Origin of the sequence: Burkholderia sp. MSMB0856 (genome assembly GCF_001524645.2) — a bacterium.
In the GTDB taxonomy this organism is placed as follows: Bacteria; Pseudomonadota; Gammaproteobacteria; order Burkholderiales; family Burkholderiaceae; genus Burkholderia; species Burkholderia diffusa.
The window spans coordinates 1,576,267-1,594,923 of record NZ_CP013428.1; the positions used below are offsets into that span (position 1 = coordinate 1,576,267).

Below are 18,657 nucleotides of genomic sequence, written 5' to 3' on the forward strand. Positions count from 1 at the left end.
CTTCCCTGCTCCGCGTTGTGCGCCCGCACATCGCTCCGTCACGCAACCGGCGCATCAATCGGCGCATAATGCCGAACACACGCAGCAGCCAATGGCCACCCGGGAGACCGCCATGGAAGCGAAGAACGAGGAAGTCGTCGCACACCTGCTCTCCGATGTCGTCGAATTCGCGCGCGGGCGCCTGCCCGAAGCCACGTTCCGGATCGTCGAACCGTTCCTGCGTCATTACTACGATTTCGTCGACGCTGATGATCTGCAGAATCGCAGCATCGTCGACCTCTACGGCGCCGCGATGGCGCACTGGCAGACCGCCCAGAAATTCGTGCCCGGCAGCGAGCGGCTGCGCGTCTACAACCCGATCCTCGAACAGCACGGCTGGCACTCGGACCACACGGTGATCGAGATCGTCAACGACGACATGCCGTTCCTGGTCGACTCGGTGACGATGGCCGTCAATCGCCTCGGGCTCGCGCTGCATTCCGCGCTGCACCCGGTGTTCCGCATCTGGCGCGGCGGCAACGGCGGAATCGAGCGCGTCGACGCCGGTGGCGCGACGCCCGGCGACGGCCAGTCGCAACTCGCGTCGTTCATCCATTTCGAAGTCGACCGCTGCGGCGACGCCGCGCTGCTCGACACGCTGCGCGACGACATCGCGCGCGTGCTCGGTGACGTGCGCGCGTCGGTCGAGGACTGGCCGAAGATCGTCGACATCGCGCGCGCGACGATCAAGGACATGAAGGCCCGCGAATCCACCGCGGAAGACATCGAGGCGCGCGCGTTCCTCGAATGGATGGCCGCCGATCACTTCACGTTCCTCGGCCAGCGCGACTACGCGCTCGTGTCGGACGGCACGGGCTTCAGCCTGCGCGGCGTCGAAGGCTCCGGCTTCGGCCTGTTGCGCGAATCGCTGCGCGCACCCGGCGCGCCCGACGTGACGCCGCTGCCGCCGGCCGCCGCCGAGATCATCACCGGCCCCTGGCCCATCTTCCTGACCAAGGCGAACTCGCGCGCGACCGTGCACCGGCCCGGCTATCTCGACTACGTCGGCGTCAAACTCGTCGGCGCCGACGGCAAGGTGAGCGGCGAACGCCGCTTCATCGGGCTGTACACGTCGACGTCCTATTTCGGTTCGTACACCGATATTCCGATCGTGCGCCGCAAATGCGCGAACATCGTGAAGCGTGCGGGCTTCCTGCCGAAGGGACATCTCGGCAAGTCGCTGGTGACGGTGCTCGAAACCTATCCGCGCGACGAACTGTTCCAGGCCGACGAAGACCAGCTCTACGACATCGCGCTCGGCATCCTGCGCCTGCAGGAACACCAGCGCACGCGGCTGTTCGTGCGGCGCGACCGCTTCGACCGCTTCGTGTCGTGCCTCGCGTTCGTGCCGCGCGACAAGTACAACACCGACCTGCGCCGCCGCATCGCGAAGCTGCTCGTCGACGCGTACAACGGCGTAAACGTCGAATTCACACCACTGCTGTCGGAATCGGCGATCGCGCGAATTCATTTCGTTGTCCATGCCGAACCGGGCACGATGCCCGACGTCGACACGCGCGAACTCGAAACGCGGCTCGTGCAAGTCACGCGCCGCTGGCAGGACGATCTCGCCGACGCGCTGCTCGACGCTTTCGGAGAAGAACAAGGCAACCGCCTGCTGCAGCGCTATGCGGACTCGTTCCCGGCCGGCTATCGCGACGACTACCCGGCGCGCACGGCCGTGCGCGACATCGAACTGATCGAGCGCGTGAAGGAGTCGGGCCAGCTCGCGATGAACCTGTATCGCCCGATCGAGGCCGAGGCCCGCGCGTTCCGCTTCAAGGTGTATCGCGCGGGCGACCCGATCGCGCTGTCGCGCAGCCTGCCGATGCTCGAGCATCTCGGCGTGCGCGTCGACGAGGAACGGCCGTACCGGATTCAGACGCAGGATGCCGCGCCCGCGTGGGTGCACGACTTCGGCCTTGAACTCGCGGACGATACCGAATTCGACATCGAGCGCGTGAAGGACCTGTTCGAGGACGCGTTCGACCGCATCTGGAGCGGCCGGATCGAGAACGACGACTTCAACCGTCTCGTGTTGCGCGCGCACCTGAGCGCACGCGAGGTCACGATCCTGCGCGCGTATGCGAAATACCTGCGGCAGGTCGGCTCGACCTTCAGCGACGCGTACATCGAGCGCGCGCTGACCGGCAACCCGGCGATCGCACGGCAGCTCGTCGAGCTGTTCCTGCTGCGCTTCGACCCGGCCACCGGCGGCACGCGCGACGTGCAGGTCGAACGCGTGCTGAAGGCGATCGAGACGGCGCTCGACCAGGTCCCCAACCTCGACGAGGACCGGATCCTGCGCCAGTTCCTCGGCGTGATCAACGCGACCGAGCGCACCAACTATTTCCTGCACGACGCGAACGGCGAATCGAAGCCATATCTGTCGTTCAAGTTCAATCCGGCGAAGGTGCCCGGCCTGCCCGAACCGAAGCCGATGTTCGAGATCTGGGTGTACTCGCCGCGCGTCGAGGGCGTGCACCTGCGCGGCGGGCGCGTCGCGCGCGGCGGGCTGCGCTGGTCCGACCGTCGCGAGGACTTCCGCACCGAGGTGCTCGGGCTGATGAAGGCGCAGATGGTGAAGAACGTCGTGATCGTGCCGGTCGGGTCGAAAGGCGGCTTCGTCGTGAAGAATCCGCCGCCGCCGAGCGATCGCGAAGCGTGGATGCGCGAGGGCGTCGCGTGCTACCAGACGTTCCTGCGCGGCCTGCTCGACCTGACCGACAATCTCGCCGGCAACGCAATCGTGCCGCCGCCCGACGTGGTACGGCACGACCCCGACGATCCGTATCTCGTCGTCGCGGCCGACAAGGGCACGGCCACGTTCTCCGACTACGCAAATGCGATCTCGCACGAATACGGCTTCTGGCTCGACGATGCATTCGCGTCCGGCGGCTCGGTCGGCTACGACCACAAGAAGATGGCGATCACCGCGCGCGGCGCCTGGGAATCGGTGAAGCGGCACTTCCGCGAGATGGGCGTCGACACGCAGACGACCGACTTCACCGTGGTCGGTGTCGGCGACATGTCGGGCGACGTGTTCGGCAACGGGATGCTGCTGTCGCCGCATATCCGGCTCGTCGCGGCGTTCGATCACCGGCACGTGTTCCTCGACCCGAACCCCGATCCGGCGACGAGCTTCGCGGAGCGCCAGCGGATGTTCGCGCTCGAACGCTCGAGCTGGGCCGACTACGACACGTCCGCGATCTCGGCGGGCGGCGGCGTCTATCCGCGCACCGCGAAGACGATCCCGCTGTCGCCGGCCGTGCAGGCCGCGCTCGGCATCGATGCGCACGCGCTGCCGCCGACCGAGCTGATCCGCGCGATCCTGCAGGCGCCGGTCGACCTGCTGTACAACGGCGGCATCGGCACCTACGTGAAAGCCGCGCGCGAAACCCACCAGCAGGTCGGCGATCGCGCGAACGACGCGGTACGCGTAAACGGCGCGGACCTGCGCTGCAAGGTCGTCGGCGAAGGCGGCAACCTCGGCTGCACGCAGTTCGGCCGCATCGAGTTCGCGCAGCGCGGCGGCCGCATCAACACCGACGCGATCGACAACTCGGCCGGCGTCGATTGTTCGGATCACGAAGTCAACATCAAGATCCTGCTCGGGCTCGTCGTCACCGACGGCGAGATGACCGAGAAGCAGCGCAACGCCCTGCTCGCGGAAATGACCGACGAAGTCGGGCTGCTCGTGCTGCGCGACAATTACTACCAGACGCAGGCGCTGTCGATCGCGGGCCGCTACGGCGTCGAGCTGCTCGACGCCGAGGCGCGCCTGATGCGCTGGCTCGAACGCGCGGGCCGCCTGAACCGCGTGATCGAGTTCCTGCCGACCGACGACGAGATCGCCGAGCGGCAGGCCGCGAAGCAGGGCCTCACGTCGCCGGAGCGCGCGGTGCTCCTCGCCTACAGCAAGATGTGGCTGTACGACGCGCTGCTCGAATCCGACGTGCCCGAGGATCCGCTCGTCGCCGCGATGCTCGTCGACTATTTCCCGAAGCCGCTGCAGCAGCGCTTCAGCGAACCGATGCATCGCCACCCGCTGCGCCGCGAGATCCTCGCGACGCACCTGACCAACGCGCTCGTCAACCGGGTCGGCTGTGCGTTCGTGCACCGGCTGATGGAGGAAACCGACGCGAAGCCGGGCGACATCGTGCGCGCCTGCATCATGGCGCGCGACGTGTTCGATCTCGATGCGGTATGGCGCGACATCGACGCACTCGACAACCGCGTCGCCGACGACGTGCAGGCGCGCATGTTCGTCGACGTCGCGCGGCTGCTGGAGCGCGCGGCGTTGTGGTTCCTGCGGCAGCTGCAGTCGGGCGCGGTGGCCGACGGCGGCGTCGCCGGGCTGATCGCGCGCTGCCGCGACGCGGTGCAGCGCATCGCGCCGCAATTGCCGTCGCTGCTGCCGGCCGACGATCTGGAAGCGCTGTCCGAGCGGCAGCGCGTGCTGGTCGATGCCGGCGTCGACAGCGCGCTCGCGGTGCGCGTCGCGAGCGGCGACATCTCCGCCGCGCTGCTCGACATCGCCGAAGTGGCCGCGACCTGCGATCGCAGCCTCGAACTGGTCGCGGGCGTCTACTTCTCGCTCGGCACGCTGCTGAACTACGGGTGGATCGGCGAACGCGCGGCCACGCTGCCGACCCCGACGCACTGGGACATGCTGGCGCGCGCGGCCGCGCTCGCGGAAATCGCGCGGCTCAAGCGTACGCTCGCCACCAGCGCGCTCGCGGAATCGCCCGACTCGACGGCGCCCGAGACGATCGTCCATGCATGGCGCGAACGCCGCGAAGCCGCGCTGCAGCGCTACGAGCACCTGCTCGCCGACCTGCGCGCGTCGGGCGGCGCGAGCCTCGCGGTGCTGCTGGTGGTCGTGCGCGAGATGGCCGTGCTCGAACGCGCGTGACGGTTGACCCCGGGTCGCGCCGGGATCACACCGTCGCGACGAGCAACTCTTCCGCGTTGTCCGGCGGGCGCAGGCCGTCTGTGCGATCGGCGAAGTAGCGACGTGCAAGTTCCGCGGCCGACACGTGCCCGGCCCGCGCGAAGCCGGCTTCCGTCGCGAGCGCGCGGATCTCCGCCGGCAGGAAGAAGCTGATGAACGGCGTGCCGCTCGCGCGGGCGCCTTTCGCGGCCATCTCGAGCCCCGGACGCACGTCCGGATCGGCAAGCTCCAGCGGCAGCAGGAACGTCATCGCGAACGTCGAACCCGGCGCGAGCGACGCGGCTTCGCGCAATGCCGCCGCGTTCGCGTCGCGCGTCAGGTACATGCTGACGCCGGTGGACACGACGACCGCCGGCTTGCCCGGATCGAAGCCCGCGCACACGAGCGCGTCGCGCCACGACTGCTTCGCCTCGAAATCGACCGGCACGAACCGCAGCCAGTCCGGCACGCCGAAGCCGAGCTCGGTCAGCCGGCGGCGCTTCCACGCCTGCGGCGCGGGCGGATCGACCTCGAAGACGGTCAGGCGCGACGCCATCTCGGGCCGGCGCTGCACGAAGCTGTCGAGGCCCGCGCCGAGGATCACGTACTGGCTCACACCCCGCGCGGCCTGCTCGACGACGAGATCCTCGATGAAGCGCGCCCGCGCGACGATCGATGCGCGAAACGGCCGCGTGAACCGCGGATCCATGTCGCCGCGCTGCTGCCAGCCGGGCGCCGGCGCGAGCAGGCGCAGGCCGACTTCGTCGGCGAGCACGTGCGGCGGCGCATCGAGTTCGACGTGCAGCGCGCGCCATAGCGCGACGCGTGCGGCGGTGCTGTCGGGGGCGTCATGATGGAGGTCGGTCATCGTCGCGGCCTCACGCGCCCGGCTTGCCCGGCGCCTGGGAGAACTTCGCGGACTTGCCCCAGTTGTGCGTCGTCAGAAACACGGCTTCGATTCGCTCGTATGACATGTCATTCCTCCGTGGTGGACGGCCCGGCCCCCGGCTGCGGCGCCGTCAGATACGCGCGCAATGCGTCGGCCACCGGCGCGGACAGCGACTGCTGCGTTTCGATGGCGCGATGCTTGACCTACCGGATCAGGCTCAGCGGCAGATACACGTTGAATCGCTTCACTTCCTCGTCGGTCATGCGCGCTAGCATGCTAGCAATCCAGCAAATGTCAATCGGGACACCGGAGCCGGCGGCGCGGCGGACGTCGACGCCCGCCCACGCCATCGCCCCGCCGCTCGCAACGCCCTTATATCGGGTTCACCCGCGCCGCCACCCGCGCGAACAGCGCGTCGAGATCGAAGCCGGTCGTATCGATGCCGATCGTGTCGCGCAAGCACGCGCCCCACGCGGCCGCGTCGTCGAAGGTGACGGTGCGCCCCGCGCCCGCCGCGTCGCGCAGCGTCAGCACGGTGTTGAACAGCGCCGCGCGGCCGTCCGGCAGCACGCGGCAGGCAATCAAGTCGTTCACGAAGATCGATTCGGGATAGGTCGACGTGAACCAGTTCGCGGCGTCGTAATCGATCCACTCGGCCGGTTTCAGCGAGAAGCGGTAAGTCGTCTGCCAGCCGTCGGGGATCTCGAACTGCATGTCGAACTCGCCGTCGACCGGCGCACCGACAACACGAAACGCGCCGTGCGGCGTCATCTGCCGCTCACCCGGCACGAAGCGCAGCGGCGCGGTCAGCGTCGCGCTGCCGAAGCCGATGTCCGCGAGCCACGCCGCGCCGTCGAGATCGATGCGCAGCAGCATGTGCGTCTGCGCGGTGACGATCTCGGGCGGCCGCATCCAGCGCACGCGCGCGATCAGCGGCGTCACGCGAAAACCGATCGTCGTGAGCGCGGTGTGGAAGAGCTTGTTGAGTTCGAAGCAGTAGCCGCCGCGGCGGCGCCCGATCACCTTGTCGACGATCGCCGGCACGTCGAGCGCGACACGCGCGCCGGTCAGCGGATTGAGGTTTTCGAACGGAATCGCCTGCGGATGCAGCAAATGCAGCCGGCGCAGCACGTCGAGCGTCGGCTCGGCCGGGCCGTCGTAGCCAATGCGGGCGAAGTAGCGCGGGAGGTCGAACGAGTCAGTCATGAACCGGCACCGGGAACGGGGAACACGCAACGATAGCATCGCGCGATATCCCCATGTTGCGCAGGGCCATCCCGAATCCGCGCGCGCCGCCGGCACCGCGGCGCGCGGTTCGCGGCAACGTTACGGCAGCAGCTTCAGCGCGGACGACGCGACCGCCGGCACCGAAATGCCCTGGCTCGTCGCGAACTGCACGGCCTGGCTGAGCGTCGATGCGAGCGACTGCAACTGACCCGGTGCGCTCTGCGCGATATACGACGCGGCCTGCATGTTCTGCGGATTCAGGCCCGACTGCAGCAGCGATGCGGCGCTGGTCGAACCGAGATTGCCGAGCCCCGATTGCAGCTGCGAATACTGCGTGAGGCCCTGGCCGAGCGATGCGAGGCCGTTGCTGAACGCCTGCTTGTCGACCGGGCCGTGCGTCGCGCCGCCGCTCGCGAACGCCTGGCCGAGCGCCTGCGACACCGACTGCTGCGCGCCGCCCATCTGCGACAGCGCGGCCGGCGTCAACGCGTTGCCGCCACCGAGCAGGCTGGCGGCCTGCTGCGCCTGCCCGGCCGCGCCGGTAAGCCCCATCGCCGACGCGAGCGACGACTGGCCAGCCAGCACCTGCTGATTCGCGCCGACGTATGCCTGCATCAGCTGCGCGACGCCGCCCTGCGCGGGTGCGGCCTGTTGCTGCCCCCCGCCGCCGAGCAGCGCCGAGCCGATCGATTGCAGGTCGAGCTGCGCATGCGCGGCGCCGTTGGCGCCCAGCAGGATGCCGAGTGCGATGCCCGCCGATGCCAGCTGCTTGCCCGTCACGCGAATATGCTTCATCTGTTTGCCTCGTGCCCGAATGATTGAGGCCGATATTGTCGAAGCGCGTCGCGCGCCGCCGCAACGACTGAAACACATCGAAACGAAATCGCGCGCCGCGGCCGCTTGCAATTCCGCGGCCGTCCCGACTCGCCGCGCACATTCGTCCGCGTTTGCCGCGCGATGCCGGGCACGCGTCCGGATTCGTTCCTTTTCCGCATCAATAGCGCTTGTTTCGGGAATCCGCGATCGACGCCGCGGCGCGCATCACGCAGCCATCCACGCCGGCAGACGCTGGCCGACCCAGTCGGCCGCCTGCTCGTAGCCGCGCGCGAGCTGCAGCACCGCGAGGTCCGCGCGCGGCCGGCCGATCAGTTGCATCCCCATCGGTAGCCCCGCGTCGTTGAAGCCGACCGGCACGCTGATCACGGGGCAGCCGGCCAGCGTCCACGGCACGACCGTTTCCATCCAGCGGTGGTAAGTGTCCATCGCGCGGCCCGCGATCTCCTTCGGCCAGCGCTGCTCGACGTCGAACGGGAACACCTGCGCGGTCGGTGCCGCGATGAAGTCGTAGCGATCGAAGAAGCTCAGCACCGCCTGGTGCCACGCGGTGCGCTCGATGCTCGCGTCGAACACCTCGGCACCCTGCATCGCGAGCAGCCCTTCGACCTCGTAGATCGCCTCGGGCTTCAGCAGCGCGCGCCGTGCCGGATCGCGATAGTGCGCGAGCAGCCCGCCACCGGACAACAGATGCCGATGCGCGAGCCACAGGCGCCAGATGCGCTCGGGCGCGAACGCCGGCAGCGCCGCATCGACGTCGCAGCCGATCTCGCGCAGCGTCGCGAGGCCCTTTTCACACTGCGCGAGCACGCCCGGCTCGGTCGCGAGATAACCGTTCCAGTCGCCGACCCAAGCGATGCGCTCGCCGCGCAGGTCCTTGTCGAGAGGCTTCGCAAACACGGCCGGATCCTCCGCAAGCGACAGAGGATCGTTCGGGTCGTAGCCGGCCTGAATCGCGAGCAGCTGCGCGACGTCGCCGACCGTGCGGCCCATCGGCCCTTCGATGCCGAGCTGCTGCATGAACACGTCGACGCCCGGCCAGCGCGGCACGCGGCCCTGCGACGGCCGGAACCCGTAGATGTTGCAGAACGCGGCCGGATTGCGCAGCGAGCCGCCGAAGTCGCTGCCGTCCGCGACCGGCAGCATGCGCGCGGCGAGCGCCGCCGCCGTGCCGCCGCTGCTGCCGCCCGCGCTCTTCGTCAGGTCGTACGGATTGCGTGTCGCGCCGTGGATTTCGTTGAACGTGTGCGAGCCGAGGCCGAATTCCGGCGTGTTGGTCTTGCCGATGAAGATCGCGCCCGCCGCACGCATTCGCCCGACGCCGACCGAGTCGGCCTGCGGCACGTTTTCGCGGAAGATCGGCGAGCCGTAGGTCGTCCGCAGCCCTTTGGTCATCGCGAGATCCTTCGGCGCCTGCGGCATCCCGTGCAGCCAGCCGTGATACTCGCCGCGGGCCAGCGCGGCGTCCTTTTCCGCGGCTTCGGCGAGCAGCACGGCGCGCTCGCGCAGCGAGACCAGTGCGTTCACCGCGCCGTTCACGCGCTCGATGTGATCGAGATATGCACGCATCGTCTCGACGCACGAAACCGCCTTGCCGCGGATCGCCGACGCGAGCTCGCCGGCCGACAGGCGCACGACCGGGTCGACGGTAATGGAAGCGGGAGCGAGAAGCTGCGGGGCGCCGTGCGGCATGCGAGGTCTCCTGGAATCGGTATGGAATGGCGGGCCGCATGGTGGCGGCGGTCCGTCGCGAACGGCCGGGAAGGCGCCGGAATGTCGCCGGGAAGAGGCAACGGCGGGCCGCGGCGCGGTCGATGCTCTACTCTACGCGACGCCGGATGCTCGACCTCCGATATTTTCCGCCGCGATTCATTGAGGATTCGACTAAATCGGCGGTGGTGCGCCGCTCGACTGCCAGCCTCGGGCTGCCGCCCGGCCGATTGGTGTAAACGTTTATGCGCATAAACCAAAATTTCTTATATTTCTAATAGGCGCGACACGAGGCGACGGACGTTGACGACATTTTTACGCGCCCGCCCAATCTATTTAGGTCGCGCGATCCGGCGGCGCACTACGCTGGGAACATCTCGACTACGGAGCATTTTCCATGCTCAAACTGCTGGTTCCGGTCGGACACTCACCCCGCTCGCTGCAGGCGGTCCGCCACGCGACCTTCCTGTATCGCGAACGCTGTGCATCCGAAATCGTGCTGATCAACGTGCAGGCGCCGCTCGAGTCGACGCGGCTCGAGGCGTTTCACCCGCTGTCGCGGCTACAGTCGATCGAGGACAAGTTCGCGTGCGACGATCTGGCGATGGCGGAGCGGGTGCTGCGGGAAGCCGGTGTCCGGTACAGCATCGTGAAGAAGGTCGGGCCGGTGGCCGACACGATCGCGGCCGTCGCGGCCGAGACCGGCTGCGACGAAATCGTCGTCGTCGCGCCGCGGCAGGATCCGTTTCACGCGATGCTCTCGATGTTCCGTCGCAGCGTGATGGACCGGCTCGTGCGGATCTCGAATGTGCCGGTGACGGCAGTGCGATGAACGGTGCGGCGCTTACTTGATGACCTTGCGCCAGAACACGAGGTAGGTCGCGGCGGAAGATGCAATCAGCAGAATGGCCCACAGCGGCGCGAGACTGATCAGGACGGAAGAGACGTTAAGCATTTGGATTCCTCACTATTTCGATAGCGATGTTCGGCACGTACCTGCTGTGTCCGGAGCCGCTGCGCCCATCGCTTGCCGCGCATCGCGTTCCGTTGAAACATGCATTCATGCTATCGCTTTGACTGCCGGCGCGACCGTCTCGCCCTGCCCCTAACCTGACATTCGTCAAACTCGCGTCAATCGCGCGCCGGTGCGGCCGGCCACCGCTCCTTTCCTTGTTTCGCGTGCCAGAAAGCGGTATGCGAGCGCCACGGCCTGCCGCCATTTCCGCAGACGTTTACCGGGGGAAGCCCCAAGTGCTTCCCGAAACGTGTCCGCGTTACGCTTGCGTAACAAGGAGACGAATCATGAGACGAGTGGTGCACATCGCCTTTTTCGCGCTGCTGGCCTACCTGATCGGCGATCGGGCACTGCTGCACGCGCAAGGCCGCGACGCCAGCCCGATGGTGTGCTCGCAGGGCGCCGAGCAGGTGAAATACGACGCGCTCAGCCGCGGCTTCGGCAACGCGGCCGCCGACAGCCAGCGCGAGGCGTTCATGTCCGGCTGCCTGGTGAGCGGGCGCGGCGATCGGAACGTTGCGATGGCGGCTCGCTGACGCCGACGCGTATCGCCGCTGCTGCGTCGCTCTCGCCGCTGCCCGGCCGCACGCTTTCACGAGCGCAGTCCGTTTTCTCCCGTATCCCCCGGCTTCCCCCACATCGGCCAAGCCGGTTTTCTGCTGCGCCGCGTTCGGTATTCAGAGCGCGTTGACCGACCGTCACCGCCCGCCCCCGGCCCGGGCACGCCGATTGCGACTCGACTGCCCCTCCCAACGGGTCGCCGCCATGAACGACAACGAGTCCCTCGATACCGTGCAGCCTCGTCCGCGCGCGGCAACATGGCTCCGGCGCCTCGGGCCGGGCCTCGTCACCGGTGCCGCCGACGACGATCCGTCAGGCATCGGAACATACTCGCAGGCAGGCGCGCAGTTCGGACTCGAACTGCTCTGGTCGCTGCTGCTGACCTACCCGCTGATGACGGCGATCCAGCTGGTCAGCGCGCGCATCGGCCGCGTGACGGGCAAGGGCCTCGCGTCGAACATGCGCGCGCACTACCCGCCATGGTTGCTCTACAGCGCCGTGGCTTTGCTGTTGATCGCGAACGTGATAAACATCGCGGCCGACCTGTCGGCGATGGGCGCGGCGGTCAATCTTCTGCTGCACGGCCCTCAGGAACTCTATGTCGTCTGCCTGGGCGGCGTGTCGGTCGTGCTGCAGATCTTCGTGCCGTACGACCGCTATGCGCGTCTGCTCAAATGGATCGCGCTGGTCCTGCTCGCGTATGTCGCGGTGGCGCTCATCGTGCCCGTCCACTGGGGCGAGGTCGGCCGCGCGATCGTGCGGCCGCATGTCCAGTTCACCGCCGCCTATCTAACCACGGTCATCGCCGTGCTCGGCACCACGATCAGCCCGTATCTGTTTTTCTGGCAGGCGTCGCAGGAGGTCGAGGAACTGCATGCGGAGCCGAGCCAGCATGCGTTACGGCGCGCACCGCATCAGGCGCCCGCGCAGTTGCGACGAATCAACTTCGATACCTGGGTCGGCATGGGCGTATCGAACGTCATTGCGTTCTTCATCACGCTGACGGCAGCGGCCACGCTCTACATGCACCACATCGAAGTGAAGACGTCCGCCGACGCCGCGCGTGCGCTCGAGCCCATTGCCGGACACTTCGCGTACATGCTGTTTGCGCTCGGGATCGTCGGCACCGGCCTGCTGGCCTTGCCGGTGCTCGCCGGCTCGGCCGCCTATGCGGCCGCAGGCAGCTTCCGCTGGCGCAACAGCCTCGCGCTGCGGCTCGGCGTCGCGCCCGAATTCTATGCGGTGATCGCCTTGGCGATCGTCGGCGGCGTCGCGATCACGTTCATGCATTTCGACCCGATCCGCGCGCTCTACTGGAGTGCGGTCATCAACGGCGTGACCGCCGTTCCGATCATGGTCGTGATGATGCTGATGGCCGGCAGCCGGCGCATCATGGGCAAGTTCGCCGTGACGGGCGCGCTGGCGTGGGGCGGCTGGGCCGCGACGCTCGCCATGGCGATCGCGGCGATGGGGGTGTTCGTGCCGGGGTAGGCCGCATCGGTCACATGCGCCGGACCGTGTGCACGATCAGCCTGGCTCCGGACGAATCACCAGCTCGTCGAACCCGGTCCCTGCATCTGGTTCACGCGAGAAACGATGTGCGGGCAACAGCACGAGCAGGATCTCGGCGGTCGTCCGCACCACGCAGCCGCGCGCGACATGTCCGCCCGATACGCGGCCGTTCGCGTCGGACACCGACATATGAAGGTGTGCGCCGTCCGGTGAGACCGAGCCGGCCAGCGTCAGGATTTCGAGGTCGCCGCGCAGTTCGGTCGGCGCGTCGACACCGGCAAAGCGAAGCTGCGCGACATTCAGGCTGCCGATCCCCTGGATCACGAATGCCGCGTGTGCGTCGAACCGACGCAACGCCTGCTCGATCGATGCGCGCAGATCGTCGCCGGGGGAAAGACGCAAAGGATGGGCTTGCATGGTGGATAACCTGCGGGTGGGCCGGGTGTCGACAAAGAGTACGTTCGACCCGGCCATTCGGCAAGTCGCCCGCCGGATGACGCGCCGCACCTGTGTCACCGCAACGTGCGGCACGCGCATCACGCAGTGAATCGCTCGCTCGCGAATTGCGCATCCGGCACGCCGGCCGCGACGGCAATTTCCCGCGCGTCACCCATCTCCTGATACTCGGCCATGCACCTGAGCATCGACAGGACCGGCGCGAGCCCCGTGCCGCCCGCGACGAACCAGCGCGGCCGCAAGCTGTCCGCGAACAGGCGCGAACCCAAGCGCCGGAAAACAGAAAGGCCCGGACGATGTCCGGGCCTCCCATGTCAGCCGTTGCGACCGGCCGCGCTTACGCCTCCAGCGCTTCGAGCACTTTCCCCTTCGTCTCGATTCCGACGAAATGAACGGTCACAGCCGCGATCAGCGGCACGATGCCGATCAGGTAGAACGCCGGCGCGAGGTTGCCGCCGATGATCGCGTGCGGCACGATCATCGGCGCCGCGAACGACGCGATCTTCAGCCACGCGCTGCCGAGCCCGCAGCCCGACGCACGGATGCTCGTCGGATACTGCTCCGGCGTATAGACGTATGCGGTGATGAAGCCCGATGCCATCAGCCCCAGCGACAGCGAGCAGAAGGTCGCGACGACATACACCGACGCCGCATGATAGAAGCCCGCGAACGCCAGCGACAGCGCGCACATCACGAACGACCACACGATCACCGGCTTGCGGCCGAGCTTGTCGACCAGCAGCGCGGACGCGAGCGAACCGAGCACGCCCATCACCGAGCCGATCACCGCGAGATTCAGCGCGAGCTGCAGCGGCGCGTGATAGAAGTTCTTGTAGATCGTCGGCAGCCACGTGGACAGCCCGTACTGAATGAACCCGCACGTCGCCCACAGCGTCGCCACCGCGAGCGTGCGCTTGCGATACGCGGCGCTGAACAGGTCGCTCATCCGGCGCTTCGGGTGCTGGCGGACCATCTCGTCGTACGCGGCCACCTGCGTGACCGGCGGCAGTTCGCCGCGCACCGACGATTCGAACACGCCGACCGCGCGCCCGGCTTCCGGGAGGCGCCCGCGCGAGGCGAGCCAGCGCGGCGATTCCGGCACGAGATGCGTGAGCACCAGCGCGAGGATCAACGGCAGCCCGCCGACGAAGTACATGATCTCCCAGCCGAACCGCGGCACGAGCCATGCGCCCAGCGCCATCGATACCAGCAGACCGATCGGAAACACGATTTCATACAACAGCACGAAGCGGCCGCGGCCGTGCGCACGCGTGATTTCGTTGATGTACGTGGCCGCGACCGGCAGTTCGCCGCCGAGACCGAGCCCCTGCAAAATTCGCAGCAGCACGAACACCTCGAACGTCGGCGCGAAACCGCACGCGATGCTCGTGATGCCGATCACGGCGGAACTCCACGCGATCGCCTTCACACGGCCATGCTTCTCCGCGAGCGCGGGAAACAGGAACGCGCCGATCAGCTGGCCGATCGCGCCGGACGCGATCAGCATGCCGATCTGCGTCGGCGACAGCCCCCACTTGTGAATCAGCAGCGGCAGCGTCGCCGCGATCGTGATCACGTCGAAGCCGTCGAAGAACGTGGCGGTGCCGATCAGCACGCGTGCACGAATCTGCATCGCGTTGGCCGGAAGCCGCTCGAGCCGCGCGATGATCGCGCCGGGCGTGGAGGCGGCAGCTTCCATCGTGGCCCTGCCGGCCACGACGTTGTCGAAAGTGCTCATGCGGGGTGTCTCCTGGATCGTTCGCCGGTCAGGCAAGCGCTTTGGTCGTGTCCGCCAGGGCTTCCGTATCCACTGCCCGGCCCTGGTTCATCCACTTGCGTGCGAGCTTGAGCTCGCGTGCGTTGTTGATGGCGATGACACCTCTCACATGCCCATCGCCTACGAAAAACAGCGTCGCGCGTCGCGCGGCGATATCGCCGCGCACGACGAGCTGCGCGTCGGCCGGCAGATCGCCGAGGATCTGCAGGTTCACGTCGTACTGATCGGACCAGAACCACGGAATCTCCGCGTACGGCGCGCGCACGCCGAGCACGGCCTTCGCGGCCGCGATCGCCTGGTTCTGCGCGTTCGCCCACGATTCGAGCCGCACGCGCCGCTTCAGCCAGCCGTTGTGATGGTTCGCAACGTCGCCGCACGCGAAGATCGCCGGATCGCTGGTCGCGCCGAATTCGTCGACGACGATGCCGTCGTCGATCGCCAGGCCCGCGTCGCTCGCCAGCGTCGCGTTCAGCGCGAGGCCGATGCCGGCTACCGCGAAATCCGCGTCGATCGTCGTGCCGTCGGCCAGCGTCGCGCGCACCTTCGACGCGTCGTCCGGTTGCGCGTCGAGCGATGCGAGCGCCGCGCCGAGGCGCACGTCGACACCGTTCGCGCGATGCAGGTCGAGCAGGAAATCCGACACGATCTGCGGCACCGAACGCCCGCACAGACGCGGCGCGCCTTCGACGACGACCGCTTCGACCCCGAGCTTGCGTGCGGTCGCGGCGACTTCGAGGCCGATCCAGCCGCCGCCGATCACGAGCACACGCCGGCTCGCACGCAGCTTCTCGCCGAGCGCGGCCGCTTCGTCGAGCGTGCGCAGGTAGTGCAGATTCGGCGTCCTGACGATAGCGTCGGGCAAGCGACGCGACGTGCCGCCGGTCGCGATCACGAGACGGTCGTATTCGATCACGAGGCCGCTTTCGGTCTTCACCACGCGGCGCGCACGGTCGATCGACGCCGCGCGTTCCGGCTGCCACGCCTCGACGTTCAGCGCGTCGAATTCGTCCGGGCGCACGACGCGCACCGTTTCGATGTCGGCGTCGCCCGCCAGCACGGCTTTCGACAGCGGCGGGCGCTCGTACGGCAGGTGCGGCTCGTCCGCGATCATCACGAGACGGCCCGCGAACCCTTCCGCGCGCAGCGTCTTCAGCACCCAGCCGGCGGCCTGGCCGCCGCCGACCACGACGACCGTGCCCGGCACGGCCGGCGCTTGCGTGTTCGCTTCGGTCATGATTTGCGCTCCGTCATGAACTTGCCTTCCGGCGCCTTCGCGTTCTTTTGCCGGCGCGTATTGCCGTCGAGGCCGCCGTCGACGGCCCATTCGGCGAACACGGTCGGGCCCGGTTCGAATTCGCGCGGCTGCCATTCGGGCGTCAGCACGTCCTCGTCCGCGTAGTACTCGATCAACGCGCCGGCCGGATTCTGGAAGTACCAGAAGTACGCAGACGACACCGGATGACGCCCCGGGCCGAGTTGCGTTTCCCAGCCGCAGCGGTCGATGTGCATGCCGCCGCCGAACACTTCGTGGATATCGCGCACGGTGAACGCGACATGGTTCAGGCCGCGCTTTCCGTTCGGCAACGCGAGCAGGAACAGGTCATGGTGGCCGCCGTGCGGCGCGCAGCGCATGAACGCGCCGCGGCCCGGATAGCGATCCGACGTCTCGAAGCCGAGCAGCTCGTGATAGAACTTTTCCTGCGCGTCGAGGCAGTTCGTGAAGAACACGACGTGGCCGACCTCGACCGGCTCGGCGCGCGCATAGATCGGGCTCGGCTGGTCGACCCGCGCCGTCCGGCCCCACACGTTCGACGGCGAGCCGGTGATGTCGAGCGCGCGCTTGCGCGTCACCTCGATGCGGATCGCCATGCCGTTCGGGTCGATGCAACCGACCGCATCGTCCTGCGCGTAATAGCCGGGCTGGCCGGCCAGCTTCGCGCGCAGCGCGTCGACTTCCTGCTGCGTCGCGACGCCCCACGTGACTTCGCGCAGCGTCGGGCCCGCTTCGAACGCGGGCGGCAGCGACGGATCATCGGCCTTGACGACCAGCACGGTGCAGCCGTTCAGCGTTTCGAAGCGTGCGCGCGTGTCGTCGTGCGCGACTTCCTTCAGCCCCCAGTCGGCGAAAAAGCGCCGGCACGTCGCGAGGTCGTCGACACCGTACGTGATCTGCTCGATACCCAAGATGCTCATTGCGTCATTCCCCTTCGCTCAGTTCGCCCACGGCAGCGGCGCGTCGTTCAAGCCCCAGTAGAGACTCTTCTGCTGCATGTACTCGCGGATGCCGAGACGGCCCTTCTCGCGGCCCATCCCGCTCTCCTTCCAGCCCGAGAACGGCGTGGAGATCGAAAACAGCTTGTACGTGTTGATCCAGACGGTGCCCGTCTCGAGTGCGCGCGCGATGCGCCATGCGCGCTTGTAGTCGCGCGTCCAGATGCCGGCGGCGAGGCCGAACACGCTGTCGTTCGCCTGCGCGATCAGCGACGCTTCGTCGTCGAACGGCATCGCGACCAGCACCGGTCCGAAGATTTCTTCCTGGCAGATGCGCGCGCTGTTCGGCAGGCCTTCGAGAATCGTCGGCTGGTAGAAGAAGCCGTCCTCGCGCCCGTCGCCCGACGGACGCTCGCCGCCGCACAGCAGACGGCCGCCTTCCTCCAGCCCGAGCGCGACGTAGCGCTCCACCGATTCGCGATGCTTCGCGGTGATCAGCGGGCCCATCTGCATGTCGGGCCGCGTCGGGTCGCCCACGCGCAGCTTGCGCGCGCCGGCCACCAGCCGCTTCATGAATTCGTCGTACACCGAGCGCTGCACGAACAACCGCGAACCCGCGATGCACGCCTCGCCCGACGAACTGAAGATGCCGTACAGCACGCCGTTGACCGCGTGGTCGAGATCCGCGTCGTCGCACACGATCGTCGGCGACTTGCCGCCGAGCTCCAGCGACACGGGCATCAGCTTTTCCGCCGCAATGCGCGCGATGCCGCGGCCCACTTCGGTGCCGCCGGTAAACGACACCTTCTTCACGAGCGGATGGCGCACGAGCACGTCGCCGATCACCGAGCCCTTGCCCGGCAGCACGCTAAGCACGCCCTTCGGCACGCCGGCCTCCTCGCAGATGCGGGCCAGCGCGAGCGACACGAGCGGCGTGACTTCGGCCGGCTTGAGCACCACCGCGTTGCCGCCGGCGAGCGCCGGCGCGAGCTTCTGTGCGTCGGATGCGATCGGCGAGTTCCACGGCGTGATCGCCGCGATCACGCCGATCGGCTCGTGCACGCTCATCGTCAGGTAGTCGCCACGCGACGGCGTCAGTTCTTCGTCGAGCGTTTCCAGGCACGCCGCGAAATAGCGGAACGTGTTGGCCGCGCTCGCCACCAGCACGCGCGTCTCGCCGATCGGCTTGCCGTTGTCGCGGCGCTGCAGGTTCGCGAGCGCCTCGTGACGCTGCATGATCAGGTCGGCGATCCGGTACAGCACCAGCGCGCGCTGGTGCGGCTTGAGGCCGGCCCAGTCCGCGCGGCGCCACGCGGCGTCGGCGGCCACGACGGCGTCGGCCGCGTCTTCCGCGTTCGCCGTCGATACTTCCATGTTCAGCGACTGGTCGGCCGGATAGATGCTCGCGTAAGGCGCGCCGCGACCGCGCCGCCACTCGCCGCCGATCAGGATGTCGCCGTTGGGTACGAGGCTCGTATCGAATGGAGTCATGT

At 68.0% G+C, this 18,657-nt stretch carries 13 protein-coding genes and 3 pseudogenes; 4 read left to right on the forward strand and 12 right to left on the reverse strand.

The genetic code is table 11. From position 1 onward, the window contains the following. Positions 1–112: 112 nt before the first annotated feature. On the forward strand, positions 113–4,954 hold the full coding sequence (locus WS87_RS24605; RefSeq protein ID WP_059819323.1) for an NAD-glutamate dehydrogenase: 4,842 nt from the start codon (positions 113–115) through the stop codon (positions 4,952–4,954). Positions 4,955–4,979: 25 nt separating this feature from the next. On the opposite strand, the gene WS87_RS24610 is transcribed toward WS87_RS24605, so the two are convergent. The 6 genes and pseudogenes from WS87_RS24610 to WS87_RS24640 all read right to left on the reverse strand — a co-directional run bounded on the left by WS87_RS24610 (position 4,980) and on the right by WS87_RS24640 (position 9,614). Next, positions 4,980–5,840, reverse strand: coding sequence for a class I SAM-dependent methyltransferase (locus WS87_RS24610; protein WP_059819324.1), 861 nt, complete (start codon positions 5,838–5,840; stop codon positions 4,980–4,982). A 25-nt stretch (positions 5,841–5,865) separates the two neighbouring features. Beyond that, positions 5,866–5,946: pseudogene (locus tag WS87_RS24615) on the reverse strand (VOC family protein); the annotation flags it as partial. 1 nt (position 5,947) lies between these two features. Beyond that, positions 5,948–6,124 (reverse strand): annotated as a pseudogene (locus WS87_RS34600) (CopG family transcriptional regulator). A gap of 109 nt (positions 6,125–6,233) precedes the next feature. Then, positions 6,234–7,067 (reverse strand): arylamine N-acetyltransferase family protein, encoded by an 834-nt coding sequence (locus tag WS87_RS24625; RefSeq protein WP_059819325.1) that lies wholly within the window; start codon positions 7,065–7,067, stop codon positions 6,234–6,236. Between the two features lie 120 nt (positions 7,068–7,187). After that, positions 7,188–7,883, reverse strand: a complete 696-nt coding sequence (locus tag WS87_RS24630) for a hypothetical protein (protein ID WP_059526404.1) — start codon at positions 7,881–7,883, stop codon at positions 7,188–7,190. 246 nt (positions 7,884–8,129) lie between these two features. Next, positions 8,130–9,614: an amidase gene (locus WS87_RS24640; RefSeq protein WP_059819326.1), complete on the reverse strand. Its 1,485-nt coding sequence runs from the start codon at positions 9,612–9,614 to the stop codon at positions 8,130–8,132. A 415-nt stretch (positions 9,615–10,029) separates the two neighbouring features. On the opposite strand from WS87_RS24640, the gene WS87_RS24645 reads away from it, so the two are divergent. The 3 genes from WS87_RS24645 to WS87_RS24655 all read left to right on the forward strand — a co-directional run bounded on the left by WS87_RS24645 (position 10,030) and on the right by WS87_RS24655 (position 12,699). After that, positions 10,030–10,464 (forward strand): universal stress protein, encoded by a 435-nt coding sequence (locus WS87_RS24645; RefSeq protein ID WP_059526413.1) that lies wholly within the window; start codon positions 10,030–10,032, stop codon positions 10,462–10,464. Positions 10,465–10,934: 470 nt separating this feature from the next. After that, complete coding sequence (locus tag WS87_RS24650; protein WP_059819327.1) at positions 10,935–11,183, forward strand: hypothetical protein; 249 nt, start codon at positions 10,935–10,937, stop codon at positions 11,181–11,183. A gap of 229 nt (positions 11,184–11,412) precedes the next feature. Next, complete coding sequence (locus WS87_RS24655) at positions 11,413–12,699, forward strand: Nramp family divalent metal transporter (protein ID WP_059819328.1); 1,287 nt, start codon at positions 11,413–11,415, stop codon at positions 12,697–12,699. Between the two features lie 36 nt (positions 12,700–12,735). Here the strand turns inward: WS87_RS24655 and WS87_RS24660 are convergent, their stop codons facing one another. The 6 genes and pseudogenes from WS87_RS24660 to WS87_RS24685 form a co-directional block, all read right to left on the reverse strand. Then, complete coding sequence (locus WS87_RS24660) at positions 12,736–13,137, reverse strand: PPC domain-containing DNA-binding protein (RefSeq protein ID WP_059819329.1); 402 nt, start codon at positions 13,135–13,137, stop codon at positions 12,736–12,738. Between the two features lie 119 nt (positions 13,138–13,256). Further along, positions 13,257–13,472: pseudogene (locus WS87_RS24665) on the reverse strand (hypothetical protein); the annotation flags it as partial. Positions 13,473–13,513: 41 nt separating this feature from the next. Beyond that, entirely contained in the window at positions 13,514–14,914 is a 1,401-nt protein-coding gene (locus WS87_RS24670) for an MFS transporter (protein WP_059819331.1), read from the reverse strand. 28 nt (positions 14,915–14,942) lie between these two features. Beyond that, a complete protein-coding gene (locus WS87_RS24675) occupies positions 14,943–16,187 on the reverse strand; it encodes an NAD(P)/FAD-dependent oxidoreductase (RefSeq protein WP_059819332.1) in 1,245 nt (414 codons plus the stop codon). Continuing rightward, positions 16,184–17,146: a VOC family protein gene (locus tag WS87_RS24680; protein WP_059698302.1), complete on the reverse strand. Its 963-nt coding sequence runs from the start codon at positions 17,144–17,146 to the stop codon at positions 16,184–16,186. Before WS87_RS24680 ends, WS87_RS24675 begins: the two co-directional genes overlap by 4 nt. An 18-nt stretch (positions 17,147–17,164) precedes the next feature. Beyond that, positions 17,165–18,655: an aldehyde dehydrogenase gene (locus tag WS87_RS24685; RefSeq protein WP_059819333.1), complete on the reverse strand. Its 1,491-nt coding sequence runs from the start codon at positions 18,653–18,655 to the stop codon at positions 17,165–17,167. Between the last annotated feature and the right edge of the window lie 2 nt (positions 18,656–18,657).